Below are 23,976 nucleotides of genomic sequence, written 5' to 3' on the forward strand. Positions count from 1 at the left end.
GGCTCACCCCCTCGCCGCGCGCGCCGCCCGAGCCATCAGGTCAGCGCGCGGGTCCTCACCGGCCAGCGCGTCGCGCAGCGCCTCGGTTGCCCGACGGGCCTCGCCGTCCAGCCGGCGCGGCACCGCCACCTGGACGGTCACGAGCAGGTCGCCGGTGCCCTTGGCGGTCCGGACGCCGCGGCCCCGGACCCGCAGGGTGCGCCCGGACGGCGTCCCGGCCGGGACCTTGACCCGCACGGTCCCGCCGTCAAGGGTCGGCACCGGGATCTCCGCGCCGAGCGCGGCCTCCGGGAAGGACACCGGCACGGTGACGCGCAGGTCGTCCCCGTCGCGCTCGAACACCGGGTGCGGGGCGACCTCGACGGTGATGACGAGGTCTCCGGCGGGCGCTCCGGCCTCACCCGGCTCACCCTTGCCGCGCAACCGGATCCGCTGCCCGTCACGCACCCCGGAGGGGATGCGGGCGGTGACGGTCCGGCCGTCGGCGGTGCGCAGGGTCACGGTGGCCCCGTGCACCGCGTCGGTGAACGGCAAGGTCGTCGTGGCCTGGACGTCGGCGCCGCGCCGCGGTCCCCGGGGGGCGCGGTACCCGCCGTAGCCGGCGCCACCGCCGCCGAACACCCCGCCGAGCAGGTCCTCGAGGTTCGGCGGCACCCCGCCCCCGCCTGGGGCGCTGGTGGTGAACCGCACCCGCTGGCCCCCGCCGGCGTGCTGACCGAACAGGCCGCCGAACAGGTCCTCGAAGCCCCCGGCCGAGCCGCCGGTGCCCGCGGTGAACCGGGCCCCGCCGGCCATCGCGCGGACGGCGTCGTACTGCTCGCGCTTCTCGGGGTCGGAGAGCACCGCGTAGGCCTCGCCGACCTCCTTGAACCGCTGCTCGGCCTGCGAGTCGCCGGGGTTGGCGTCGGGGTGGAGGGTGCGGGCGAGCTTGCGGTAGGCCTTCTTGATGTCGGCCGGAGAGGCGTCCTTGGCGACGCCGAGCGTCGCGTAGAAGTCCTTCTCCAGCCAGTCCTGGCCGGTCATCGCCGCTCCCTCCTCTCCGTTCTGTCTCGTCCTGCTCTGTCTCGTCCTGCGTCACACGGGTGGCTCACTCGGGGTCGGCGACCCCGACGCGGGCCGGCCGCAGCACCCGCGCACCCTGCCGGTAGCCGGGCTGCAGCACCTGGACGACGGTGGTCTCGGTGACCTCCGCCGAGTGGCTGTGCATGAGCGCCTCGTGCACAGCCGGGTCGAACGGCTCGCCGACGGAGCCGTACTGCTCGAGGCCGAACCGGGCCAGGACGGCGTGCAGCTTGTCCGCGATGGCGGCGAACGGGCCGTCGGTCAGCTCGCCGTGCTCGCGGGCGAAGTACAGGTCGTCCAGCACCGGGAACAGCGCCTCCAGGACGTCGGCCACCCCGGCGTCCCGGGCCACGTCCCGGTCCCGGTCCACCCGGCGCCGGTAGTTGACGTACTCCGCCTGCAGCCGCTGCAGGTCGCCGCGCAGCTCCTCGACGAGCTCAGCCTGCGCGCCCTGCTCAGCCTGCGCGCCCTGCCCCGCCTGTTCGGCCTGCGTCCCGTCGCCGGCGGTCCCCCCGGCGGCGGCGTCCGGCGCACCGGCGCCAGCGTCGTCCGGGTGCTGACGCACCTGACCGGTCTCGGGGTCGAGGCGCCGCCGGTCGCGGACGACGGGACCCTGCTGGGTCTCGCCGTCCGCGCCCTCGACGTCGACCTGTCGGGTCGGGTCGGGTACCTGGTCCGTCACTTGTTCTCGTCCTCGTCGATGACCTCGGCGTCCACGACGTCCTCGTCACCGCCGCCCTGCGACCCTGCGGCCGCTCCGCCGGCGGCACCGGCGCCGGCCGCGCCGGCACCCGCCTGGTCGGCGGTCTGCGACTGCTCGTACATCGCGGAGCCCAGCTTCTGGCTTGCGGCAGCGAGCGCCTCCTGCTTGGACTTGACCGCCTCGATGTCCTCGCCCTCGAGCGCCTTCTTCAGGTCGTCGATGGCGGTGCGCACCTCGGCGCGGCCGTCCTCGGGCAGCTTGTCCTCGTTGTCCGAGAGGAACTTCTCGGTCGAGTAGACCAGCTGCTCGGCGGCGTTGCGGGTCTCGGCCTCCTCGCGCCGCCGGCGGTCCTCCTCGGCGTGCTGCTCGGCGTCCCGGATCATCCGCTCGATCTCCTCCTTGGGCAGCGCGCTGCCGCCGGAGATCGTCATCGACTGCTCCTTGCCGGTGCCGCGGTCCTTCGCCGAGACGTGGACGATGCCGTTGGCGTCGATGTCGAAGGTGACCTCGATCTGCGGCACCCCCCGCGGCGCCGGCGCGATGCCGGTCAGCTCGAAGGTGCCCAGCGGCTTGTTGTGCGCCGCCACCTCGCGCTCGCCCTGGAACACCTGGATGAGCACGCTGGGCTGGTTGTCCTCGGCGGTGGTGAAGACCTCGGACCGCTTCGTGGGGATGGCCGTGTTCCGCTCGATCAGCTTCGTCATGATGCCGCCCTTGGTCTCGATGCCGAGGGACAGCGGCGTGACGTCGATGAGCAGCACGTCCTTGCGCTCGCCCTTGAGCACCCCGGCCTGGAGCGCGGCGCCGACGGCGACGACCTCGTCAGGGTTGACGCCCTTGTTCGGCTCCTTGCCGCCGGTCAGCTCGCGGACGACGTCGGCGACGGCGGGCATCCGGGTGGAGCCACCGACGAGCACGACGTGGTCGATGTCGGAGACCGTGATGTCGGCGTCCTTGATGACGTTGCGGAACGGCTCCTTGGTCCGCTCCAGCAGGTCAGCGGTCATCTGCTCGAACTGCGCCCGGGTGAGCTTCTCGTCCAGGTGCACCGGACCGTTCTCGGTCATCGACAGGTACTGCAGGCTGATGCTCGTGCTCGTCGCCGAGGACAGCTCCTTCTTGGCCTGCTCGGCTGCCTCCCGGAGACGCTGCATGGCGATCTTGTCCTTGGACAGGTCGACGCCGGCCGTGTTCTTCACCCGGTCGACCAGCCAGTCCACGATCCGCTGGTCCCAGTCGTCGCCGCCGAGGTGGTTGTCACCGCTGGTCGCCCGCACCTGGATGGTGGAGAAGCCGTCCTCGGCGTCCTTGCCCACCTCGAGCAGCGAGACGTCGAAGGTGCCGCCGCCGAGGTCGAAGACGAGGATGAGCTCGTCCTCCTTGCCCTTGTCGAGGCCGTAGGCGAGCGCCGCGGCGGTGGGCTCGTTGATGATCCGCAGGACGTTCAGGCCCGCGATGTCCCCGGCCTCCTTGGTCGCCTGCCGCTGGGCGTCGTTGAAGTACGCGGGCACCGTGATGACCGCGTCGGTGACCTGTTCGCCGAGGTAGGCCTCGGCGTCCCGCTTGAGCTTCTGCAGGATCCGGGCCGAGATCTCCTGCGGGGTGTACTTCTTGCCGTCGATCTCGACCGTCCAGTCGGTACCCATGTGGCGCTTGACCGACCGGATGGTCCGCTCGACGTTGGTCACGGCCTGCCGCTTGGCGATCTCGCCCACGAGCGGCTCGCCGGACTTGGCGAACGCGACGACGGACGGCGTGGTCCGGCCGCCCTCGGCGTTCGCGATGACGGTGGGCTCGCCGCCCTCGAGGACGGCGACCACGGAGTTGGTCGTGCCGAGGTCGATACCGACCGCTCGTGCCATGGATGTGCTCTCCTTCGCGTCTGCGGCGCCCTCCGACCCGGGCCGGGGCGGTCGAGCTGCCTTGAGTCGTCCTCACTCAAGTCTGGTCCCTGCCGATCCGGTGTCAAATCCGGCTGTCCAAACCTGAGCCTGCTGGGCTCAACTACGGCGTGGACGGCCGCATTCCCGGACCTGGCGCCGGGGCCGTCAGGCCAGGACGAGCTCCCAGGTCCCGGCGAGAACTCCGGCGGCGGTCGCGGCCGCGACGACGAGGACGCCGCCGAGGACGACGAGGAGGTCCCCGGCGTGCAGCCGGCTCGGTCGGGCCCAGGTCCGCTGGGTGGAGACCCCGAAGCCGCGCGCCTCCATCGCGGTGGCGAGCGTCGTGGCCCGGCGGATCGACAGCACGAGCAGGGCGAAGACCTGGCCGAGCGCGGTGCGCAGCCGGCCGAGCAGCCGGTCGTCGCCGAGTCCGCGGGCACGGCGGGCCAGGGACAGCTGCTGCCACTCCTCCGCGAGCACGCCGAGCAGCCGCATCGCGGCCAGCGCGGCGAGGACGAAGCGGTGCGGCAGCCGGAGCACCTGGCCGAGGGCGTCGGCGAGCTCGGTGGGGTCCGTGGTCGCCAGCAGGACGACGCCCGGCAGACCGATCGCCAGGATCCGCAGCCCGATCGCGGCACCGGCCGTCAGCGACCCCTCGGTGACGGTCACCGGCCCCAGTCCCAGGAGCACGGCGCCGGAGTCGACCCCGAACCAGGCGGTGACGACGGCGGCCGGCACCGCGGCGACCAGGACGATCCAGCCGCGCCGGGCCAGGGCCAGCGGGCCCATCCCGGCCAGCGGGAGGAGGAGCACCTCGAGCAGCAGCGCCGTCCCGGCGGTGACGACGTCGACGGTGAGCAGCAGGCCGAACGACAGCACGGTGGCGACGGCCAGCTTGGCGACGGGGTTGGCGCGAGCCACCGGCGCGGTCCGGTCGGCGGCGGCCGCGCCGGCACCGAGGTCGACGGCGCTCACCGGGCCGCCGCCGTCGCGGCGGGGACCTGCGAGCGGACGACGCCTGCGCCCACCCGCCAGACGTCGCCGGCCAGCGCGGCGACGAGCTCCTCGTCGTGGGTCGCGGTGACCAGGCCGGTCCCGGCGGCGAGCAGGTCGCCGAGCAGACCGACGAGCTCGGCCCAGGTGCGGGCGTCCTGCCCGAACGTCGGCTCGTCCAGGACGAGCAGCCGCGGGCGGGTGGCCAGCGCGGTGGCCACGGACAGCCGGCGCTGCTCCCCGCCGGACAGCGTGAACGGGTTGGCGCGCGCCAGGTGGGTCAGCCGCAGCCGCTCGAGCAGCTCGTCCACCCGGGCCCGGACGACGTCCTCGGGCAGCCGGAGCCGTCGCGGTCCGACCGCGAGCTCCTCGGTGACGGTGGTCGCGACGAGCTGATGGCGAGGGTCCTGGAACACCGACCCGATCCGGGCGACGAGCTCGCGCGGCCGCCACCGGTACGGCTGCTCCGCGGCCCCGTCGGCCAGGGGCGGCTCGGCCCGCACCCGGCCGGCGCCGGGGCGCACCAGGCCACCGAGGGCCAGCGCGAGGGTCGACTTGCCGGAGCCGTTCGGTCCGACGAGGGCGGCGCCCCGGCCGGCCCGCAGGGTCAGGTCGACGTCGGTGAGCACCGGCGCGGGCAGGCCGCGCCGGTGCACGGCGAGCCCCTCCGCGCGCAGCAGCACCGGCCCGGACGCCGCACCCGAGGCCGCGGGCGGACAGGCCGGGCCGGCAGGGCCGGCAGGGCTCGCAGCACCGGCAGCACCGGCAGCACCGGCAGCACCCAGCCGCAGCGGGTGGCGGCCGGGCACCCAGACGCCGGCGGCGGCGAGACGCTCGCCGTGCTCGGCGAGGACCCGCGCGGCGGGACCGTCGGCCACGACGCCGCCGCCCGGTTCGAGCACGACGACGCGGTCGACGACGTCGAGCCACTCCTGCACCCGGTGCTCGACGACCACGGCGGTGGCGCCGGTGGCGGCGAGCTGGTCGGCGACCACCCGGCGCAGACCTGCGGCGCCGTCCGGGTCGAGCATCGCGGTCGGCTCGTCGAGCAGCAGCACGCCGGGTCGCAGCGCCAGCACCCCGGCGAGCGCGAGACGCTGCCGCTGCCCCCCGGACAGCCGGGCCGTGGGCCGGTCGAGGGCGACACCGAGCCCCACGTCGTCCAGGGCGCGGCGAACCCGCGGCCAGATCTCCTCGCGCGGGACGCCGTGGTTCTCCAGGCCGAAGGCGACGTCGTCGCCGCAGCGGGCCAGCACCGTCTGCGCCTGCGGGTCCTGCAGCAGCAGCCCCGTCGGTGCCAGTCCGCGGCCGGCCTCGACCGCGCGGACCCGGGCCTGCCCGGCCGGGACGCCGTCGACGAGCAGCTCGCCCTCGGCGTCCCCGCCGGTGTCGGGTCCGGTGTCGAGCAGGCCGGCGATGCCGGCGAGCAGGGTCGACTTGCCGGCCCCGCTGGGACCCAGCAGGAGCACCCGCTCGCCGTCCGCGACGTCCAGGTCGACCCCGCGCAGCGCCCAGGCTCGGCGGCCGGGGTGCCGCCACCCCCAGCCACGGGCGCGGATCGAGGGCATCAGACGCGCTCGGCGTCCCGGCCCGACGCCAGCGGCGCGAGCGCCCCGGTGGCGGCCAGCGCACGGGTGAGCAGCCACCCACCCAGCCCGGCGATGACCACGCCGGACACCGTCGTCAACCCGGTGTAGACGAGCTTGTAGGCGGCGCTGAACTCCGGGTAGTAGACGAAGGAGTCGAGCAGGCCGACGACGACGCCGGCGGCGGCGCCGGCCAGCAGCGCGGTCGGCAGCCCCCACCGGCGGTAGAGCAGCAGCGCGAACACGACCTCCGGGCCGAGGCCCTCGAGCAGGCCGTACCAGACGGTCGCGAAGCCCCACTGGTTGCCGACGAGCGCGCTGACCGTGGCCGCGACGAGCTCGGTGTAGACCGCGGCACCGGGGCGGCGGACGACGAGGGCGCCGAGGACCGCGGGCAGCAGCCAGACACCGACGAGCAGACCGGACGCCGGCGGGAAGAACGCCAGCGCCCGGGAGATCGGCTCCCAGCCGGCGTTCCACGCCACGAACAGGAACCCGCCGGCCACGCCCAGGACGCTGGCGACGACGATGTCGACCACCCGCCACCGCGGGCGGGGAGCGGAGGTCCAGCCCGCCAGCCAGGCGCCGACGAGGACGGCGAGCAGGGCCGCCGGGACGGTCAGGTCGGACAGCGGGGTGCCGAACAGGGCCCGGTCCTCCGGCAGGCCGACGGCCCAGATGACGGCGCACAGCAGGGCGCCGGCGAGGACGGCGACGACGGTCGCGGGCCGCAGCCCGCTGGGGTCGTCCTGCGGCGCCCGCGGGTCGCGGCGCCGGTCGTGCGTGGTGCTCATCGAGTGTCCTCCCGTGGGTCACAGGAGGGGGAACGCGCCCGCCGGCGGCGGGCAGGAGCCCGCGACGGCGGGGTTGCTCGAGATGCCCGACTCCCTCCACCGGTGCTAACCGGCTCAGGTTCGAAGGGTCTGCGGAGGGTCCGCACTCTCAGCGCCTCTCGGCGCTCCCCTGTCGTACGCCGTCCACGCTACACCGCCGGTTGCCGGCCGGGCAGGCCTGCGGCACCGTGGCCCCATGATGTGGAAGCTCATGGGTCTGCTGTCCGCGGTCCTCGCCGGCGTCGCAGCCCGCAAGGTGCTCTCGACCGCCTGGGTGAAGGGCACCGGCCACCAGCCGCCGAACAACCCCGAGTCCCCGACGACGTCGTGGCAGGAGGCGGTGGCCTGGGCGGCCGCGTCAGGGGCCCTGGTCGGCCTGGCCCGGATGCTCGCCACCCGCAAGGCGGCCGACTACTACCGCAAGTCCACCGGGCACCTGCCGAAGGGGCTGGAGGAGGTCGGCTGACCCTGGGCGTCCCGACGAGACTCAGAATCCGGGGAGAGACTCAGAACAGGGAGACCACCCAGCGCAGCACCGGGACGAGTACCGGCGCCGCGGCCAGCACCATCCCGACGACGACGAGCACGGCGAGCGCCCGGACCAGCAGCGACGGCTCCCCCGGACGCGGTCGACGCAGGGCACGCAGCACCTCGGCATCCTCCCACGGCCCGCCGCCGCAGCGCCGTCACGGCCCGAGCAGGGGGGTGGCCAGCGGGACGCCGGGGCGGTAGGCGAGGTGCAGGTGGCTCGGCGCGTCCAGGACGACGAGGTCGGCCCGGGCGCCGACGCCGAGGTGCCCGACGTCGTCCCGGCGCAAGGCCCTGGCCCCGCCTGCGGTGGCCGCCCACAGCGCCTCGCTCGGCGTCATCGCCATCTCCCGGACGGCGAGCGCGATGCACAGCGGCATCGAGGAGGTGAACGACGTGCCCGGGTTGCAGTCGGTCGCGAGCGCGACGACCACCCCGGCGTCCAGCAGCCGGCGGGCGTCCGGGTACGGCGAGCGGGTGGAGAACTCCACCCCGGGCAGCAGGGTCGCGACCGTGGCCGACCCGGCCAGGGCGTCGACGTCGGCGGCGGACAGGTACGTGCAGTGGTCGGCGCTGGCGGCCCCCAGCTCGACCGCGAGCCGCACCCCCGGGCCGTGGCCGAGCTGGTTGGCGTGCACCCGCAGCCCGAGCCCGGCGGCCCGGCCCGCCTGCAGCACGGCCCGGGACTCCTCGGCGTCGAAGGCGTGCGCGGACGACGGCTCGCAGAACACGTCCACCCACCGGGCGTGCGGCGCGCAGGCGGCGAGCATGTCGCCGGTGACGAGGGCGAGGTACTCCTCGCGCCGGCCGGCCAGCTCCGGCGGGACGACGTGGGCGCCCAGGAACGTCGTCTCCGGCGTCACCTCCCGGGCGAGCCGCAGCGCCCGGACCTCGTCGGCGGTCGTCAGCCCGTAGCCGCTCTTGACCTCGACGGTCGTCGTGCCCTGCCGGCGCATCTCGGTGACGAGGCCCTGCAGCCGGACGCGCAGCTCCTCCTCACCGGCCGCCCGGGTGGCGGCCACGGTGGAGGCGATGCCGCCGCCGTCGTACCGCTCACCGCGCATCCGGGCGGCGAACTCGGCCGAGCGGTCCCCGGCGAACACGAGGTGGGTGTGGGAGTCGACGAACCCGGGGACGACGGCCCGGCCACCGACGTCCACCCGCTCGTCGGCGTCCGGGGCACGGGACGCCGGACCCACCCACGCGACCCGCCCGGCGTCGACGACGAGGGCGGCGTCGGTGAGGGTGCCGAGCGAGGCGTCCTGGGTGACGAGCTCGGCGACGCCGGTGACCAGCGTGCTCATCGGTCCTCCCACAGCGGTGCGACGGCGCCGGCGAGCAGCGCGGCCACGTCCCCGAGCCGGTGCCGGCCGCCCTCGACGACGACCTGCCCGCCGACGACGACGGTGTCGACGTCGGGGGCGCCGGCCACGAGCACGGCCTGCTCCGGGTCGGCGCCGGCGGTACGGACGGTGTCCAGCCGGACGGCGAGCAGGTCGGCGGGCGCACCGACGGCGATCCGGCCCGCGTCCGGACGGCCCAGGGCCGCGTGCCCGTCGGCGGTGAGCGCGGCGACCAGCTCGCCGGGGGTGAACCGGCCGCGCTGACCGGCGGCCAGCCGCTCGTGGGCCTCGAGCAGCCGGGCCTCGGCGAGCAGGTCGACGAGCACGTGCTGGTCGCTGCCCAGGCACAGCGGCGACCCCGCGTCGGCGAGCCGGCGGGCCGGGCCGATCCCGTCGGCGAGGTCGGCCTCCGTGCTCGGGCACACGCACACGGCCGTGCCGCTGGCCCCCAGGGCCGCGACGTCGGCGACGCTCAGGTGGGTGGCGTGCACGGCCGTGGTCCGCGGGCCCAGGACGCCGTGGTCGGCGAGCAGAGCGGTCGGGGTGCGGCCGTGCGCGGCGCGGCAGGCGTCGTTCTCGGCCGGCTGCTCGGACAGGTGCACGTGCAGCGGGCGGCCGGCGGCCGCCTCGGCGACGGCGGCGAGCCGGTCGGCGGGGACGGCGCGCACCGAGTGCACGGCGGCCCCCACGACGGTGTCCTCGTCGCCGGGCAGGTCGGCGACCCGGGCCGCCCAGGCGTCGACGTCACCGTCGGAGAACCGCTGCTGCACCTCGTCGAGGGGGAGGTACCCGTCGTCGCCCAGCCCGCCGGCGAGGTAGACGGTGTCGAGCAGGGTGAGCCGGACGCCGGCGTCACGGGCGGCCTGGCGCAGCGCCTCCCCCATCGCGTTCGGGTCGGCGTAGCGGCGGCCGCCGCCGGGGTGGTGCAGGTAGTGGAACTCCCCCACCGCGGTGACCCCGGCCAGGGACATCTCGGCGTAGACGGCGCGGGCGAGGGCGAGGTAGGAGTCCGGGTCGAGCCGGCGGGCGACCGCGTACATCCGCTCCCGCCACGTCCAGAACGTGCCGCCGCCGTCGTGGGTGCGTCCGCGCAGGGCCCGGTGGAACGCGTGGCTGTGCGCGTTGGCCAGGCCGGGCAGGACGAGCCCGGTCAGCCGGACGTCGCCGGGGCGGGCGGGTGCCCCGGTGGTGACGGCCGTGACCCGGCCGGCGTCCGTCTGCACCCGGACGGCGTCCCGGACGCCGTCGGTGAGCCAGGCGCGCTCGCACCAGAACGCCGTCACCGGGCACCACCGTCGTCCGGTCGGCCGCGCTGCCCGGCGGCGTGGCTGTCCCCGACCAGGTGACTGTCCCCGGCCAGGTGGCGCAGGACGGCGGCGAGGGCCTGCACGCCCGCCCGGCAGTCCTGCGGCTCGGCGTGCTCGGCGGGTGAGTGGGACACACCGGTGGGGTTGCGGACGAACAGCATCGCGGCGGGCACCCCGGCGGCGGCGAGGATCCCGGCGTCGTGCCCGGCGCCGGTGGCCAGCACCGGGGCCGGCCGGCCGTCCCCGTGGGTCCGGCCGACGACGGCGGCCAGCTCGTCGCGCAGCCGGACGGGGAACGTGGTCGGCGGCGTCCAGGACTCCTCGACCGGGCCGGCCCCGGCCGCGCTCGCGACGTCCGCGACGACCCGGCGGACGGCGTCGGCGTCCGGGCCGCGGGCGTCCAGCCAGGCGGTGACCGCCGACGGGATCGCGTTCACCCCGTTGGGCTCCACCCGCACCCGGGCGACGGTGGCCAGGGCCGCGTGCCGCTCGGCGGCGGCCCGGGCCGTGGTGACGGCGGCGGCAAGCCGCAGCATCGGGTCGTCCCGGTCGGCGAGCCGGGTGGTGCCGGCGTGGTCGGCGCGGCCGGGCAGGTCGAACCGCCACCGCCCGTGCGGCCAGATCGCGCCGGCCACCCCGACCGGGGCGTCGTCCAGGTCGGCGAGGTGGCGGCCCTGCTCGACGTGCAGCTCGACGAACACCCCGACCCGCCGCAGGGCCTGCTCGTCGCGGCCGAGGGCGGCGACGTCCACGCCGTGCGCGGCGGCGGCCTGCGCCCAGGTCGTGCCGTCGGCGTCGGTGAGCCCCCGGGCCCGGTCGGGGTGCAGCGCCCCGGTGAGCACCCGGGACCCGGCGCAGGCGACGCCGAACCGGGCGCCCTCCTCGTCGGCGAAGCACGCGACCGCGACCGGGCGGTCCGGCGTCCAGCCGTCCGAGCGCAGCCGGTCGAGCGCGGCGAACGCGCTGAGGACGCCGAGCGGGCCGTCGAACGCGCCGCCGTCGGGTACCGAGTCCAGGTGCGAGCCGAGGACGACGCCGGGCCGGCCGGCGTCCGCCGCGGCGTCCGGGTCACCCCACCACGCCCACAGGTTGCCGGCCCGGTCCCCGGTGACGTCCAGGCCGCGGCGCCGGGCCTGGTCGGTGAACCACGCGCGCAGCTCGGCGTCCTCGGCGGTCCAGGCGAACCGGCGGTAGCCGCCGGTCCGCCGGTCGCGGCCCACCGGTTCGAGGTCCGCCCACATCGCGGCCAGGGGATCGGGTCCGGTCACGGCGTCTCCCGCATCGGCACCCGCACCCCCCGCTCGGCCGCGACCCGCTCGGCGGCCTGGTACCCGGCGTCGACGTGCCGGAGCACACCGGTGCCCGGGTCGTTCGTCAGCACCCGCTCGAGCTTGAGCGCCGCGAGCGGGGTGCCGTCGGCGACGGTGACCTGCCCGGCGTGGATGGACCGTCCGATGCCGACGCCGCCGCCGTGGTGGATCGACACCCACGTCGCCCCGGACGCCGTGTTGACCAGGGCGTTGAGCAGCGGCCAGTCCGCGATCGCGTCGGAGCCGTCGGCCATCGCCTCGGTCTCCCGGTAGGGGGAGGCGACGGAGCCGGCGTCGAGGTGGTCGCGGCCGATGACGACCGGGGCGGACAGCTCCCCGGAGGCGACCATCTCGTTGAACCGCAGACCCGCCAGGTGCCGCTCCCCGTAGCCCAGCCAGCAGATCCGCGCCGGCAGGCCCTGGAAGGCGACCTTCTCGCCGGCCGCGCGGATCCACCGGGCCAGCTTCTCGTCGTCCCCGAACAGGTCCAGGACGGCGCGGTCGGTGGCGGCGATGTCGGCCGGGTCACCGGACAGCGCCGCCCACCGGAACGGGCCCTTGCCCTCGCAGAACAGCGGCCGGATGTACGCCGGGACGAAACCGGGGAACGCGAAGGCGCGCTCGAAGCCGCCGAGGCGGGCCTCGTCGCGGATCGAGTTGCCGTAGTCGAAGACCTCGGCGCCGGCGTCCATGAACCCGACCATCGCCTCGACGTGCTTGGCCATCGAGGCGCGCGCCCGGTCGGTGAACTCCTCGGGCTTGGCCTCGGCGTAGTCGTGCCAGTCGGCGAGGTCGACGTCCTCGGGCAGGTAGCTCAGCGGGTCGTGCGCGCTGGTCTGGTCGGTGACGATGTCGACCTCGACCCCACGGCGCAGCAGCTCCGGGACCACGGTGGCGGCGTTGCCGACGAGCCCGACGGACAGGGCGCGCCGCTCGCGCTTGGCGGCCAGGCACCGCTGGACGGCGACGTCGAGGTCGTCGGTCATCTCGTCGAGGTAGCGGTGCTCGACGCGGCGCCGAAGCCGCGCCGGGTCGACGTCGACGACGAGGCAGACGCCGCCGTTCAGGGTGACGGCCAGTGGTTGCGCACCGCCCATCCCGCCGCAGCCGCCGGTCAGCGTCAGGGTGCCGGCCAGGGTGCCGCCGAACCTCTTCTCCGCGACCGCGGCGAACGTCTCGTAGGTGCCCTGGAGGATGCCCTGGGTGCCGATGTAGATCCACGACCCCGCGGTCATCTGGCCGTACATCGTCAGGCCCAGGTGCTCCAGCCGGCGGAACTCCGGCCAGGTCGCCCAGTCGCCCACCAGGTTGGCGTTGGCGATCAGCACCCGCGGGGCCCACTCGTGGGTGCGCAGGACGCCGACCGGCCGGCCGGACTGCACGAGCATCGTCTCGTCGTCCGCGAGGGTGGTCAGGGTGCGCACCATCGCGTCGAAGCTGGCCCAGTCGCGGGCGGCGCGGCCGGTGCCGCCGTAGACGACGAGGTCGTCGGGGCGCTCGGCCACCTCCGGGTCGAGGTTGTTCATCAGCATCCGCAACGGCGCCTCGGTCTGCCAGCTGCGGGCGGTCAGCGTCGTGCCGCGCGGCGCGCGGACCGGTCGTGCTCCGTCCATGTCGTGCTCACGGTCCTTTCGCTTGCGTTCTCTGGAGGCTTTCCGGGGTCTGGCCGGGCTTCGAGAGCCCGGAAACCCTCCAGAGATCGGGTCGGTGGGGCAGGAGGTCGGGTCAGTGGAGGGGTCCGGTGACGGTCTCGGCGGCGGCGACGACGGTGCCGTCCCGGACGGCGCGGGCGACGGCGGCGATCTCGGGCGCCAGGTGGCGGTCCGGTCCAGGTCCGCCGGCCCCGGCGGCCCGGACGGCGCGCAGCACGGCGGCGGTCGCGGGGGCCGGCTCGAGCGGGGCGCGCAGCTCCAGGGCCCGGGCGGCGGTGAGCACCTCGACGGCGAGCACCTGGGTGAGACCGTCGAGCGCCCGGCGCAGCTTGCGGGCCGCCGACCACCCCATCGACACGTGGTCCTCCTGCATCGCCGAGGAGGGGATGGAGTCGACGCTGGCCGGGACGGCGAGCCGCTTGAGCTCGCTGACGACGCCGGCGGCCGTGTACTGGGCGATCATGAGGCCCGAGTCGACCCCGGCGTCGTCGGCGAGGAACGGCGGCAGGCCCCCGTTGCGGGCCCGGTCGAGGAACCGGTCGGTGCGCCGCTCGCTCATGCTCGCGACGTCGGCGACCGCGACGGCGAGGAAGTCCAGCACGTACCCGACGGGGGCGCCGTGGAAGTTGCCGTTGGACTCCACCCGCCCGTCGACGGTGACGACCGGGTTGTCGACGGCGCTGGCCAGTTCCCGGCCGGCGACGGCCTCGGCGTGGGCGAGGGTGTCCCGCGCGGCGCCGTGCACCTGGGGGGCGCAGCGCAGGGAGTACGCGTCCTGCACCCGGGTGCACTCGAACGGGTCCCGGTGGCTGGCCATCACCCCTGACCCGGCGAGGACGGCGCGCAGGTTCGCCGCGGCGTCCGCCTGGCCGGGGTGCGGACGCAGCGCCTGCAGGTCCGCGGCGAACACCGCGTCGGTGCCCAGCAGCGCCTCGACGCTCATCGCGGCGGCGACGTCCGCGGTGCGCAGCAGCCGGCGCAGGTCCTCGGCGGCCAGGACCAGCTGGCCGAGCATCCCGTCGGTGCCGTTGATGAGCGCCAGGCCTTCCTTCTCGGCGAGGGCGACCGGCTCGATCCCGTGCTCTGGCAGCGCCTCGGCGGCCGGGCGGGTGCGGCCGTCGGCGTCGGTGACCTCTCCCTCACCCATGACGGCGAGGGCGACGGCGGCCAGCGGCGCGAGGTCACCGGAGCAGCCGAGCGACCCGTGCTCGGGCACGACGGGGGTCAGCCCGGCGGTGAGCAGGGCGGCGTAGGCCTGCGCGGTCTGCAGCCGGACGCCGGTGCGGCCGGTGGCCAGCGTGGACAGCCGCAGCAGCATCATCGCCCGGACGACCTCCCGCTCGACCGGCTCGCCGGCCCCCGCGGCGTGGGAGCGCACGAGGCTGCGCTGCAGCTGCGCCCGCAGCTCGACCGGGATGTGCCGGGTGGCCAGCGCGCCGAACCCGGTCGACACCCCGTAGTGCGCACGGGTGTCGCCGGCGAGGTCCTCGACGACGGTCCGGCTGCGCGTGATCGCGGTGACGGCCTCGGCGGTCAGCCCCACACCGGCGTCACCGCGGGCCACCGCGACGACCTCGGCCGGGGACACCGGCCCGACACCGACCCGGACGACGTCCTGCTCGCTCGCCCGCCGCGGCTCCACCCGTCCGCTCGCCTGGTGTCTGCTCGTCTGGTGCCCGCTGACCTGGTCCTCGCTCACCTGCCCATCGCACACCCGGCGGCGTCCCGCCGGTACCGGCCGACGTGGGATGCTGTCTGGGATGTCAGACAGGGCGCACCGTGACGCCCGGGGCCGCTCGAGCCGCGTCCCGGCCGCCGAGCAGGCCCTGGCCGTGCTGCGGCACCTGGCCAGCCAGGCCGCCCCGGTGCCTGCGGCGGCGATCGCGCGGGACCTCGGGCTGCCGCGCTCGACCACGTACCACCTGCTGACCGTCCTGGCCCGGGACGGGTTCGTCGTCCACCTGCCCGAGGAACGACGCTGGGGGCTGGGGGTGACCGCGTACGAGATCGGCACCGCCTACCTGCGCCAGGAGCCGCTGGCGCGCCTGGCCCGCCCCGTGCTCGCCCGTCTCGTCGACGCCTCCGGGCACTCCGCGCACCTGGCCGTGCTGCACGGCCGCGAGATGGTCTACGTCGTCGAGGAGCGCGCCCCGGGACGGCCGCCGCTGGTCACCGACGTCGGCGTCCGGCTGCCCGCGCCGCTCACCGCGAGCGGCCGGGCGGTGCTGGCCGCCCTGCCGGCCGGGCAGGTCCGCGCCCTGTTCCCCGGCGCCGCCGCGTTCGTCGACCGGCACGGCCGCGGACCGCGCTCGCCGTCGGCGCTGCGCCAGCTGCTCGTGACGGTCCGGCGCGACGGCGTCGCCCGCGAGGACGGCGAGGTCACGCCGGGGTTCGCGTCCGTGGCCTCGGCGGTCTACGACCACACCGGTCACCCGGTGGCGGGAGTGGCCCTCACCTTCCCGGCCGACGAGGTGACTGCGGACGCCGAGGCCGGGCTCGTCGTCCGGGTGCGGGCGGCCGCCGCGGAGCTGACCCGCAGGATCGGTGGGCGAGGTCACCCTCCCGGGGACGTCGCCCGTCCGTAGACTCCGCGCCCATGCAGGTCATCGCGATCGTCGTGTCCCTGGCCGCCACCGCCGTGGGCGTCGCGCTGTTCGCCCGAACCGTCGGGCAGATCGTGCGGACGATCCGCCTGGGGCAACCCGTCGTCGGGCGCACCGACGAGCCGGGCCGGCGGACCGCGACGCTCGTGCGCGAGTTCCTCGGCCACACCCGGATGGCCAGGTTGCCGGTCGTCGCGGTGGCGCACTGGTTCGTGATGGTGAGTTTCGGCCTGCTGTTCTTCAGCCTGCTGACCGCCTACGGCCAGCTGTTCGACCCCGGGTTCGTCCTGCCGCTGATCGGGCACTTCGTGCCGCTGGAGTGGCTGACCGAGGTGGTGGCCTGGCTGTCCCTGGTGGGGATCGTCGTGCTCATCGTCATCCGCCAGCGCCAGCACCCCCGCCGGTACGCCGGACGCCAGCGGGACGGCCGGCGGGCCTCGGGCGAGCGCGGGTCCCGCTTCTACCTGTCGAGCTTCTGGCAGGCCTACTACGTCGAGGCCACGATCCTCGGCGTCGTCCTGGCCGTCATCGCCCTGCGCGGGCTGGAGTACGCCCAGAGCGCGGCCACGGACGGGCAGTACGCGACGCTCGTGCACTTCCCGCTCACGGCGTGGCTGGGCGAGCTGTTCACTGGGCTGAGCCTGGGCGCGATCGAGACCGCGATCGTGGTCATCGCGGCGGTGAAGATCCTCATCTCGATGGCGTGGTTCGTCACCGTCGCGCTGAACCCGACGATGGGTGTCGCGTGGCACCGGTTCCTGGCGTTCCCCAACATCTGGTTCAAGCGGCACGCGGACGGCCGGACGTCCCTCGGGGAGCTGCAGCCGGTTCTCGTCGGCGGTGCCCCGCTGGACTTCGAGAACCTCGAGGAGCTCGACGAGGACACCGCGCTCGGCGTGGGCAAGGTCGAGGACTTCACCTGGAAGGGCCTGCTGGACTTCAGCACCTGCACCGAGTGCGGCCGCTGCCAGTCGCAGTGCCCGGCATGGACGACGGACAAGCCGCTGAGCCCCAAGCAGGTGATCCTGTCGCTGCGCGACCACGCCTGGGCCAAGGCGCCGTACCTGCTGGCCACCGAGGAGGAGCGTGCCGCGCCCGACGGCACGTCGGGCCCGCTTGACGTGCTGGCGATGGCCCGGGCGGAGGCCGAGCGGCCGCTCGTCGGGGCGACCGAGGGCGACCCGTGGCGGCCCTCCGGCGGCGGTGTCATCGACCCGGACGTGCTGTGGGCGTGCACCACCTGCGGCGCCTGCGTCGAGCAGTGCCCGGTCGACATCGAGCACGTCGACCACATCGTCGACATGCGCCGCAACCAGGTGCTCATCGAGTCGGCGTTCCCCAGCGAGCTCGGCGGGCTGTTCCGGAACCTGGAGACCAAGCAGAACCCGTGGGGGATGAACGCCCGGACCCGGTTGGAGTGGGCGAAGGACCTGCCGTTCGAGGTCAAGCAGGTCGGCGTGGACGTCGAGGACCTCTCCGAGGTCGAGTACCTGTTCTGGGTCGGGTGCGCCGGGGCGTTCGAGGACCGCGCGAAGAAGACCACCCAGGCCGTCGCCGAGCTGCTGCACACCGCGGGCGTCGACTTCGCCGTCCTCGGCGACGCCGAGTCCTGCTCCGGTGACCCGGCCCGCCGCGCCGGCAACGAGTTCCTCTTCCAGATGCTCGCCCAGGCGAACGTCGAGGCGCTCAACGAGATGAAGGCGACCAAGGTCGTCGTCTCCTGCGCGCACTGCTTCAACACCCTCGCCAACGAGTACCCGCAGCTCGGCGGGAACTACGAGGTCGTCCACCACACCCAGCTGCTCAACCGGCTGGTGCGCGACAAGCGGCTCGTCCCGGTCACGCCGCCCGAGCAGCCGGTGTCGGGGCTCGGGCTGTCCAAGGCCGGGGCGTCGGCGCCCAGCGTCACCTACCACGACCCGTGCTACCTCGGTCGGCACAACGGCGTGTACTCCCCGCCGCGCGACCTCCTCGGCGCCCTGCCCGGCGTGGAGTACCGGGAGATGGAGCGCAGCAAGGAGCGGTCGTTCTGCTGCGGCGCCGGCGGGGCACGGATGTGGATGGAGGAGAAGATCGGCACCCGCATCAACGCCAACCGGACCGCCGAGGCGGTGGCCACCGGAGCGGACACCATCGCCATCGGCTGCCCGTTCTGCCGGGTCATGCTCTCCGACGGCCTGACCGAGGCGCAGGGCAAGGGCGAGGCCCGCGAGGAGGTCCAGGTCCTGGACGTCGCGCAGATGCTGCTCGCCGCGGTCAGGCGCGGCGGCGAGCCCGGGTCCGGCGCCGACGCCGGCGAGCGCACTCCTGACCCGGAGCCGCAGCCCGCCTCCTGACCGACCCCACAGCCACCCCCATCCGTGATCATGCAATCCCGCCACCCCACCACCCACCCGCCGCTCGCAGAGCCACCCACCCGCCCCCTCGCCCCCTCGCCCCCTCGCCCCCTCGCAGAATGCTGGGTTGGTGGCGCGACACGCCGGCAACGCCGTGGCGAATCCAGCATTCTGCTGGCTAGCCCTTGCGGCGCGCCCGCACGCGAGCCCGCTGCTCCCGGGCCCACGACGGGTACAGAGCCAGCGGCACGGGCAGGTGCAGGCCCGCCCAGAGGACGAGCACCACGCCGATCACGGCACAGACGACGACAAGGGGGCCGACCGCGGACGTGACCCGAGTCAGGCCAAGCAAGCCAACAGCCGCGAGCATGGCCGCACCCCCGGGCAGCATCAGCATCGTGGTGCTCGCAGTCTCCTCGCTGCCGAACGCCCACTCCCGAAGGTCAGGTGTGCGACCCCGGCGGCAGGCGATCGCGTAGCCGGCCAGCGCCAGGGCCGCCACGATCGCCAGCGCTGAGAGGCCCGTGACGAAGACGTCGGCCACAGTCCGCACAACCCCGTCCCACTGCTTGCCGATGTACTGGCCCACGGCACCTCCGGCCATCGCTCTGTCTCGGACGACAGTACTGACCCCTGGCACGGTGGCGATTCCGAGCGCACCGCCAGCCGGTGCACCACCGACCTTGCTCTCAGTGCACTACCGACCTGGGCGGCGCTGTCCTCGCCGACCTTCAGCCGCTGTGGGGACGCCGAGGAGCAAGCCGAGCAGCAAGGAGTCCGCTGGCGTAGGGTCGCGGTGGATAGCGCCGCGAGCTTGAGCATCCCGTCCCGAGGCCTTCCCGGAGAGCAGCGTCATGCCAGACCCGCGCTGGGACAGATGGAGGGAGCGGCTCGCCAGCGAGCTCGCGACCCTCACCGAGACCGAGTTCCTGATCTTCGATCACGAGGTCCCACCGGAGCAACAGCGCTGGTCCCAACCGCGCCGGAGGCTCTTCGGCACGAAACCGCCCGTCCGGCTCCCTTCCGGCTTCGTCGCGCAGTTCGCCGGCCAGGGGCAGGGGGTGGTTCTCGGCATCCTGGGGGGCGCCGCCCTCGCCGGCGGGCACGTGGAGCTCACCGAGGAGCAGGATCGACGGATCCGGGACCTCGGCTGGCGGCGTCCCGGCGACCCCGGCCACTTCGAGCCGTACGCGCCCGACTACACGGTCCTCGAGTGGCCGCAGTCCGACGCCGAAGGCCTTGCGCGGATCACCGTCGAGGCGCTCGAGATCCAGGGCGCCACCCCGGACCTGCCGTGGACACTGCGCCGAGACTCCTGAGCGGTGGAGGTCCGGGCTCGGCCCCCCGGGGGGTCGAGCGATCAGAGGGAGTAGCGGTCCAGCAGGAACCCGTCAGCGTCCACCGGGACGCCCTCGGCCGCCTCGGTGACGACCCGCGCCGCCGTCCGGACGACGACCGCCGCCCGCCGGCGGGCGGCCACCAGCGCTCCTCCTGGCGCCTCGAGGGCGGCGACGGCGGGATCCTCCGGTGCCCAGCGCACCTCGTACGTCGTCGCCCGCGCCGCCCACGGATGACCCGCCACCACCGGCGGCAGGTCCTCGGCGGGGTGCACGAGCACCTCGACGATCCCGGAGTCCACGTCGTCCGCTGAACGGGCCAGGTCGACGACGAGGGCGTACGGCGCTGCGTCCCCGGTCCCAGGAACCCCGTCGGCACCGATCCGGGCGGCCTGCTCGGCCGCGAGCACCTCGGCGTCCAGCCGGTCGGCGCGGGCGTGCAGCGCCGCGCGCTCCTCGATCGGCAGCGCGGCCACCGCCTCGTCCGGGGGGTGCTCGACGAGGTCCGGCGGGGCGCCGGCCCACGGCGCCCCCGGGTCCGGTTCCGTCGCCGGGACGCCGGCGGCGACCAGGGCAGCGCGCAGAGTGTCCCGGTCCACCCGGTGCGCTGCGTGGACGACGACGTCGACGGCGACGCCCGGGTCGGGACGCAGCAGCAGCCCGCTGCCGGCGACCCGGACGGCGCCGCGCAAGCGGCGGGCGAGGGCGACGAGCAGGCCCACGGCCCGACCTTCGGCCCGCACCGGCAGCCCGTGCGGGAAGGCGCGGTACAGGCCGTCGGGGTCGGTGACCCCGGGCAGCGGTGGGTCCCCGCGTTCGGCGGGGCAGTCCAGCACCCAGGCGAGGGCCCAGTCGCCGTGGGCGCCCACGGCCAGGACGTCGTCCGCGGCGAACGGGCCGATCAGCCGGGTGTGCCGCCCGATCCGCAGCCCGCGACCCGGGTCGGCGGCGACCGCGGGCTCCCGCTGGCGGACGAGCCGCTCGACGTCCTCGACGTCGGCGCCGTCCGGGAGCACGAGCACGTGGGCACGGCTGCGGTCCACGCCGACGGGACGGCTGGACGGCGTGGGGCGGCGGCGCGCGGCCGGCACGGGTCAGACCCGGGTGCGGTGGAAGCTCAGGTAGGACCGGCTCGCGGTCGGACCGCGCTGGCCCTGGTAGCGCGAGCCGTACCGGTCACTGCCGTAGGGGTGCTCGACCGGGGTGGAGAGCCGGAAGAAGCACAGCTGACCGATCTTCATGCCCGGCCACAGCTTGATCGGCAGGGTGGCCACGTTCGACAGCTCGAGGGTCACGTGCCCGGAGAAGCCGGCGTCGATGAACCCGGCGGTGGAGTGCGTGAGCAGCCCCAGCCGGCCGAGCGAGCTCTTGCCCTCGAGCCGCGAGGACAGGTCGTCCGGGAGGGTGACGTACTCGTAGGTGGAGGCGAGGACGAACTCGCCGGGGTGCAGCACGAACGCCTCGTCCGGGCCCACCTCGACGAGCCGGGTGAGGTCCGGCTGCTCGAGAGCCGGGTCGATCACCGGGTACTTGTGGTTGTCGAACAGCCGGAAGTACCGGTCGAGCCGGACGTCGATGCTGCTCGGCTGGACCATCGCCGGGTCGAACGGGTCGAGGACGACGCGTCCGGTCTCGATCTCGGTCCGGATGTCGCGGTCGGACAGCAGCACGCCGACAACCTACCCAGTCGACCGAGCGAGGTGGTACGCACGCGTGACGCTAGATGACGCCCAGATGACGACACATGATGACATGGCATCACGATCGATGATGCTAGGCTGTCACATGCGCACGACGGTGACCCTGGACCCCGACACCGAGCAGCTGCTCCGGCAGCGGATGAAGGAACGCGGCATCTCGTTCAAGCAAGCCCTGAACGAGGCGGTGCGTGAAGGGCTCGCGGGTCGCCGCCCGCCACGGCAGTTCCGCACGCGCACAGCGCCGATGGGACGCCCCACGGTCTCGCTCGACAAGGCGCTGCAGCTGGCGGGGGACCTCGAGGACGAGGAGCTGCTGCGGCGGATGCGGGCCGGCAAGTGAAGCTCGTGGACGCCAACGTCCTGCTCTACGCCGTCAACGAGGACGCCGAGCACCACGAGGAGGCCAGAGGCTGGCTGGACGACGCACTGTCCGGCGCCGCGTCGGTCGGCCTCGCCTGGGTTCCGGTACTCGCCTTCCTGCGTCTGAGCACGCGGGTGGACCTGTTTCCCCGTCCGCTGAGCGTGAGCGCGGCCGTGGACGTCGTCCAGGACTGGCTGTCCCAGCCGAGCGCCGAGGTGGTCCACCCGACCGCCCGCCACCTGGACGTCATGGGGTCCTTGCTGGCGCAGGTGGGCAGCGGAGGAAACCTCGTCTCCGACGCGCACCTGGCCGCGCTCGCCGTGGAGCACCGCGCCGAGATCGTCTCCTACGACAACGACTTCAGCCGGTTCCCGGGGGTGAGGTGGGAGCGTCCCGTCAGCCCCTGACCGGACCGTCCACGGTGCGCGCCGACCGTGCCACCCCAAGGAGCGGCACGGTCGGCGGTTGTACCTCAGGCGCCGGACGACGACGCGGACGTCAGCCCAGCTCGCCGGCCTTGAGCTGGTCGACGAACTCGGGGTTCGCCTCCAGCCACTCGGCGACGGCGGCCTCGTGGTCCTCGCCGGCGTAGTGCTCCTCGCTGAACATGAGGTTCTCCAGCTCGGCCAGCTGCTCGTCGGTGAAGACGAAGTTGCGAACCAGCTGAGCGACGTTCGGCATCTCCTCCTCGATGTCGCCGCGGCCGAAGGAGTAGATGAACTCGGCCTCACCCATGGCGCCCTCGGGGTCCTCGAGGTCCCTGACCGGGAACGCGTCGTAGGCCCAGTGCGGGCGCCACAGGGTGACGACGATGTTCTCGCCGGACTCCGTCGCCGACTTCAGCTCGGAGAGCATCGCCGGGGTGGAGGACTCGCGGAACTCGAAGTCGTCGAGCCCGTAGGTCGGGATCGCCTCCTCCTTGGTGATGCGGGTCAGGCCGGCGCCGGGCTCGATCCCGTACAGCACCCCGCCGAACTCCTCGGCGTGCTCGTTGAGCTCGGCCAGTGACTCCACCGGCGCGTCCTCGTTGACCGCGATGGTCAGCTTGGCGTTGTCGTACCAGCAGCCGAGGCTCGTCATGTCCTCGCCGTACTGCTCGAGGTAGTCCTCGTGGGTGAGCGGCAGCCAGGTGTCCAGGCTGATGTCGATGTCGCCGTCGGCCAGACCGGTGTACATCGGGGCGGCCTCGTACTCGGTGAGGTTCACCGTGTAGCCCATGCCCTCGAGGACGTTGGCGTACAGGTACGACGCGGCGTAGGACTCGTCCCAGCCGCTGAAGACCCCGATGTCGACGGTGGTGTCGGCGTCCTCACCGGTGCCCTCAGGGTCCGGGACGGGCGCGAGACCCTCGGTCATGTCGCAGTCGCCCCACTGGGAGGCGGCTGCGGTCTGCTCGCCGCCGGCGCCGGTGGTCTCCTCGGTGTCACCGGAGCCGGTGTTGGACGCCCCACAGGCGCTCAGCACCAGGGCGCCGGTGAGCAGGCCGGTCGTGCGGATGAGCTTCGTCGGTTGACGCACAGCACTTCCTTTCCTCGGGTGTGACATTCAGGGGGGCCGCCGGTCAGTCGCGCAGCCGGGCGGCCCGGGCCACGGGCGCCCGGTCGCCGAGCGAGGACAGCAGCCGGTCGAGGTAGATGGCGAGGATGACGACGGCGAGGCCCGCCTCGACGCCGCGGGCGACGTCCACCCGGCCGAGGGCGCTGAGCACCTCGCTGCCCAGGCCGCCGGCGCCGACCATCGAGGCGAGGACGACCATCGACAGGGCCAGCATGATCACCTGGTTGACGCCGGCCATGATGGTCGGCAGGGCCAGCGGAAGCTGGATCTGCCGCAGGATCCGGCCCGGCGGCGAGCCGAACGCCCGCCCGGCCTCGACCACCTCCGGGTCGACCTGACGGATCGCCAGCTCGGTGAGCCGGACGCCGGGCGGCATGGCGAAGACGACCGTGGCCACCATGCCGGGGACGGCGCCGATGCCGAAGGCGGCCAGGCTGGGGATGAGGTAGACCATCGCCGGCATCGTCTGCATGAAGTCGAGGACCGGCCGGACGACGTGACTCACCGTCTCCGAGCGGGCCGCCCAGATGCCGAGGGGGATGGCCAGGACGACGGACACCGTCGCCGCCATGATGACCAGTGCGAGGGTGTCCATCGCGGTCAGCCACTGGTCGAGGGCCCGGATGAGGTAGAAGCCGACCGCGGTGAACAGCGCGAACCGCCAGCTGCGCAGCCACCAGGCCAGCGCGGCGAAGACGATGATGACCAGCCAGAACGGCGGCGCACCCAGGGCGCCGCTGAGCACGTCGTAGACCTGGGCCAGGCCCGCCTTGACGGCGTCGAAGGCGACCTCGAAGGTCGACGTCAGCCACTCGGTGGCCTCGGCGACCCACTCCCCGAGCGGGAGCCGCGGGTTGGCGGGGTCGAAGGCCAGCAGCAGGC

23 protein-coding genes and 1 riboswitch are annotated in these 23,976 nt (G+C 74.6%); of the genes, 6 read left to right on the top strand and 17 right to left on the bottom strand.

Annotated elements, in window-relative coordinates; genetic code table 11:
- Positions 1-3: 3 nt before the first annotated feature.
- The 6 genes from ACFP6A_RS08190 to ACFP6A_RS08215 all read right to left on the bottom strand — a co-directional run bounded on the left by ACFP6A_RS08190 (position 4) and on the right by ACFP6A_RS08215 (position 7,021).
- The gene (locus ACFP6A_RS08190) at positions 4-1,023 is read right to left on the bottom strand and encodes a DnaJ C-terminal domain-containing protein (RefSeq protein WP_379603014.1); all 1,020 of its coding nucleotides are present in this window, start codon (positions 1,021-1,023) and stop codon (positions 4-6) included.
- 64 nt (positions 1,024-1,087) lie between these two features.
- A complete protein-coding gene (grpE, locus tag ACFP6A_RS08195; protein WP_379603015.1) occupies positions 1,088-1,744 on the bottom strand; it encodes a nucleotide exchange factor GrpE in 657 nt (218 codons plus the stop codon).
- On the bottom strand, positions 1,741-3,627 hold the full coding sequence (gene dnaK / locus ACFP6A_RS08200; protein WP_379603016.1) for a molecular chaperone DnaK: 1,887 nt from the start codon (positions 3,625-3,627) through the stop codon (positions 1,741-1,743). The genes grpE and dnaK overlap by 4 nt, the downstream gene beginning before the upstream one ends.
- Before the next feature lie 186 nt (positions 3,628-3,813).
- Complete coding sequence (locus tag ACFP6A_RS08205) at positions 3,814-4,623, bottom strand: energy-coupling factor transporter transmembrane component T family protein (protein WP_379603017.1); 810 nt, start codon at positions 4,621-4,623, stop codon at positions 3,814-3,816.
- On the bottom strand, positions 4,620-6,209 hold the full coding sequence (locus ACFP6A_RS08210) for an ABC transporter ATP-binding protein (RefSeq protein ID WP_379603018.1): 1,590 nt from the start codon (positions 6,207-6,209) through the stop codon (positions 4,620-4,622). The genes ACFP6A_RS08205 and ACFP6A_RS08210 overlap by 4 nt, the downstream gene beginning before the upstream one ends.
- Positions 6,209-7,021, bottom strand: coding sequence for an ECF transporter S component (locus ACFP6A_RS08215; RefSeq protein ID WP_379603019.1), 813 nt, complete (start codon positions 7,019-7,021; stop codon positions 6,209-6,211). Before ACFP6A_RS08215 ends, ACFP6A_RS08210 begins: the two co-directional genes overlap by 1 nt.
- Positions 7,022-7,095: 74 nt before the next feature.
- Positions 7,096-7,202: riboswitch (TPP riboswitch) on the bottom strand.
- A gap of 54 nt (positions 7,203-7,256) precedes the next feature.
- Here ACFP6A_RS08215 and ACFP6A_RS08220 point away from each other — a divergent pair.
- Positions 7,257-7,526 (top strand): DUF4235 domain-containing protein, encoded by a 270-nt coding sequence (locus tag ACFP6A_RS08220; protein ID WP_379603020.1) that lies wholly within the window; start codon positions 7,257-7,259, stop codon positions 7,524-7,526.
- 40 nt (positions 7,527-7,566) lie between these two features.
- Here the strand turns inward: ACFP6A_RS08220 and ACFP6A_RS08225 are convergent, their stop codons facing one another.
- The 6 genes from ACFP6A_RS08225 to hutH all read right to left on the bottom strand — a co-directional run bounded on the left by ACFP6A_RS08225 (position 7,567) and on the right by hutH (position 14,842).
- Complete coding sequence (locus ACFP6A_RS08225) at positions 7,567-7,710, bottom strand: hypothetical protein (RefSeq protein WP_379603021.1); 144 nt, start codon at positions 7,708-7,710, stop codon at positions 7,567-7,569.
- 36 nt (positions 7,711-7,746) lie between these two features.
- Positions 7,747-8,892: an imidazolonepropionase gene (hutI, locus tag ACFP6A_RS08230; protein WP_379603022.1), complete on the bottom strand. Its 1,146-nt coding sequence runs from the start codon at positions 8,890-8,892 to the stop codon at positions 7,747-7,749.
- Positions 8,889-10,214, bottom strand: coding sequence for a formimidoylglutamate deiminase (locus ACFP6A_RS08235; RefSeq protein ID WP_379603023.1), 1,326 nt, complete (start codon positions 10,212-10,214; stop codon positions 8,889-8,891). Before ACFP6A_RS08235 ends, hutI begins: the two co-directional genes overlap by 4 nt.
- Complete coding sequence (locus ACFP6A_RS08240) at positions 10,211-11,479, bottom strand: allantoate amidohydrolase (RefSeq protein WP_379603230.1); 1,269 nt, start codon at positions 11,477-11,479, stop codon at positions 10,211-10,213. The genes ACFP6A_RS08235 and ACFP6A_RS08240 overlap by 4 nt, the downstream gene beginning before the upstream one ends.
- A 23-nt stretch (positions 11,480-11,502) precedes the next feature.
- Complete coding sequence (gene hutU, locus ACFP6A_RS08245; RefSeq protein WP_379603024.1) at positions 11,503-13,161, bottom strand: urocanate hydratase; 1,659 nt, start codon at positions 13,159-13,161, stop codon at positions 11,503-11,505.
- Between the two features lie 112 nt (positions 13,162-13,273).
- Positions 13,274-14,842, bottom strand: coding sequence for a histidine ammonia-lyase (hutH, locus tag ACFP6A_RS08250; RefSeq protein ID WP_379603231.1), 1,569 nt, complete (start codon positions 14,840-14,842; stop codon positions 13,274-13,276).
- Positions 14,843-14,960: 118 nt separating this feature from the next.
- On the opposite strand from hutH, the gene ACFP6A_RS08255 reads away from it, so the two are divergent.
- Positions 14,961-15,785: an IclR family transcriptional regulator gene (locus ACFP6A_RS08255; protein ID WP_379603025.1), complete on the top strand. Its 825-nt coding sequence runs from the start codon at positions 14,961-14,963 to the stop codon at positions 15,783-15,785.
- Positions 15,786-15,796: 11 nt separating this feature from the next.
- Positions 15,797-18,139 carry a heterodisulfide reductase-related iron-sulfur binding cluster gene (locus ACFP6A_RS08260; protein WP_379603026.1) on the top strand — a complete coding sequence of 781 codons (2,343 nt, stop codon included), beginning with the start codon at positions 15,797-15,799 and terminating at the stop codon, positions 18,137-18,139.
- A 178-nt stretch (positions 18,140-18,317) separates the two neighbouring features.
- Here the strand turns inward: ACFP6A_RS08260 and ACFP6A_RS08265 are convergent, their stop codons facing one another.
- Positions 18,318-18,728, bottom strand: a complete 411-nt coding sequence (locus tag ACFP6A_RS08265) for a hypothetical protein (protein ID WP_379603027.1) — start codon at positions 18,726-18,728, stop codon at positions 18,318-18,320.
- A gap of 265 nt (positions 18,729-18,993) precedes the next feature.
- Between ACFP6A_RS08265 and ACFP6A_RS08270 the strand changes: the two genes are divergently transcribed.
- The gene (locus ACFP6A_RS08270) at positions 18,994-19,458 is read left to right on the top strand and encodes a hypothetical protein (protein ID WP_379603028.1); all 465 of its coding nucleotides are present in this window, start codon (positions 18,994-18,996) and stop codon (positions 19,456-19,458) included.
- 41 nt (positions 19,459-19,499) lie between these two features.
- On the opposite strand, the gene ACFP6A_RS08275 is transcribed toward ACFP6A_RS08270, so the two are convergent.
- Together ACFP6A_RS08275 and dcd are read right to left on the bottom strand one after the other, a co-directional pair.
- The gene (locus ACFP6A_RS08275; RefSeq protein ID WP_379603029.1) at positions 19,500-20,567 is read right to left on the bottom strand and encodes a hypothetical protein; all 1,068 of its coding nucleotides are present in this window, start codon (positions 20,565-20,567) and stop codon (positions 19,500-19,502) included.
- A gap of 3 nt (positions 20,568-20,570) precedes the next feature.
- Entirely contained in the window at positions 20,571-21,146 is a 576-nt protein-coding gene (dcd, locus tag ACFP6A_RS08280) for a dCTP deaminase (protein WP_379603030.1), read from the bottom strand.
- 115 nt (positions 21,147-21,261) lie between these two features.
- On the opposite strand from dcd, the gene ACFP6A_RS08285 reads away from it, so the two are divergent.
- Together ACFP6A_RS08285 and ACFP6A_RS08290 are read left to right on the top strand one after the other, a co-directional pair.
- Positions 21,262-21,516, top strand: a complete 255-nt coding sequence (locus ACFP6A_RS08285; protein WP_379603031.1) for an antitoxin — start codon at positions 21,262-21,264, stop codon at positions 21,514-21,516.
- Positions 21,513-21,944, top strand: coding sequence for a type II toxin-antitoxin system VapC family toxin (locus tag ACFP6A_RS08290; RefSeq protein WP_379603032.1), 432 nt, complete (start codon positions 21,513-21,515; stop codon positions 21,942-21,944). Before ACFP6A_RS08285 ends, ACFP6A_RS08290 begins: the two co-directional genes overlap by 4 nt.
- 91 nt (positions 21,945-22,035) lie before the next feature.
- On the opposite strand, the gene ACFP6A_RS08295 is transcribed toward ACFP6A_RS08290, so the two are convergent.
- Together ACFP6A_RS08295 and ACFP6A_RS08300 are read right to left on the bottom strand one after the other, a co-directional pair.
- Positions 22,036-23,082, bottom strand: coding sequence for a glycine betaine ABC transporter substrate-binding protein (locus tag ACFP6A_RS08295; protein ID WP_379603033.1), 1,047 nt, complete (start codon positions 23,080-23,082; stop codon positions 22,036-22,038).
- Between the two features lie 16 nt (positions 23,083-23,098).
- The gene (locus ACFP6A_RS08300; protein ID WP_379603232.1) at positions 23,099-23,974 is read right to left on the bottom strand and encodes an ABC transporter permease; all 876 of its coding nucleotides are present in this window, start codon (positions 23,972-23,974) and stop codon (positions 23,099-23,101) included.
- Between the last annotated feature and the right edge of the window lie 2 nt (positions 23,975-23,976).

Origin of the sequence: Quadrisphaera sp. GCM10027208, assembly GCF_042658805.1 — a bacterium.
GTDB lineage: Bacteria > Actinomycetota > Actinomycetes > Actinomycetales > SCSIO-59966 > SCSIO-59966.

What these genes read in the sequence shown, in the direction of transcription:
- ACFP6A_RS08295 (WP_379603033.1), bottom strand. Translation starts at nt 23,082, where the DNA reads ATGTCACACCCGAGGAAAGGAAGTGCTGTGCGTCAACCGACGAAGCTC.
- ACFP6A_RS08260 (WP_379603026.1), top strand. Translation starts at nt 15,797, where the DNA reads ATGCAGGTCATCGCGATCGTCGTGTCCCTGGCCGCCACCGCCGTGGGC.
- ACFP6A_RS08220 (WP_379603020.1), top strand. Translation starts at nt 7,257, where the DNA reads ATGATGTGGAAGCTCATGGGTCTGCTGTCCGCGGTCCTCGCCGGCGTC.
- ACFP6A_RS08270 (WP_379603028.1), top strand. Translation starts at nt 18,994, where the DNA reads ATGCCAGACCCGCGCTGGGACAGATGGAGGGAGCGGCTCGCCAGCGAG.
- ACFP6A_RS08190 (WP_379603014.1), bottom strand. Translation starts at nt 1,023, where the DNA reads ATGACCGGCCAGGACTGGCTGGAGAAGGACTTCTACGCGACGCTCGGC.
- dnaK (WP_379603016.1), bottom strand. Translation starts at nt 3,627, where the DNA reads ATGGCACGAGCGGTCGGTATCGACCTCGGCACGACCAACTCCGTGGTC.
- ACFP6A_RS08285 (WP_379603031.1), top strand. Translation starts at nt 21,262, where the DNA reads ATGCGCACGACGGTGACCCTGGACCCCGACACCGAGCAGCTGCTCCGG.
- ACFP6A_RS08210 (WP_379603018.1), bottom strand. Translation starts at nt 6,209, where the DNA reads ATGCCCTCGATCCGCGCCCGTGGCTGGGGGTGGCGGCACCCCGGCCGC.
- hutI (WP_379603022.1), bottom strand. Translation starts at nt 8,892, where the DNA reads ATGAGCACGCTGGTCACCGGCGTCGCCGAGCTCGTCACCCAGGACGCC.
- ACFP6A_RS08240 (WP_379603230.1), bottom strand. Translation starts at nt 11,479, where the DNA reads ATGTGGGCGGACCTCGAACCGGTGGGCCGCGACCGGCGGACCGGCGGC.
- hutU (WP_379603024.1), bottom strand. Translation starts at nt 13,161, where the DNA reads ATGGACGGAGCACGACCGGTCCGCGCGCCGCGCGGCACGACGCTGACC.
- ACFP6A_RS08215 (WP_379603019.1), bottom strand. Translation starts at nt 7,021, where the DNA reads ATGAGCACCACGCACGACCGGCGCCGCGACCCGCGGGCGCCGCAGGAC.
- ACFP6A_RS08255 (WP_379603025.1), top strand. Translation starts at nt 14,961, where the DNA reads ATGTCAGACAGGGCGCACCGTGACGCCCGGGGCCGCTCGAGCCGCGTC.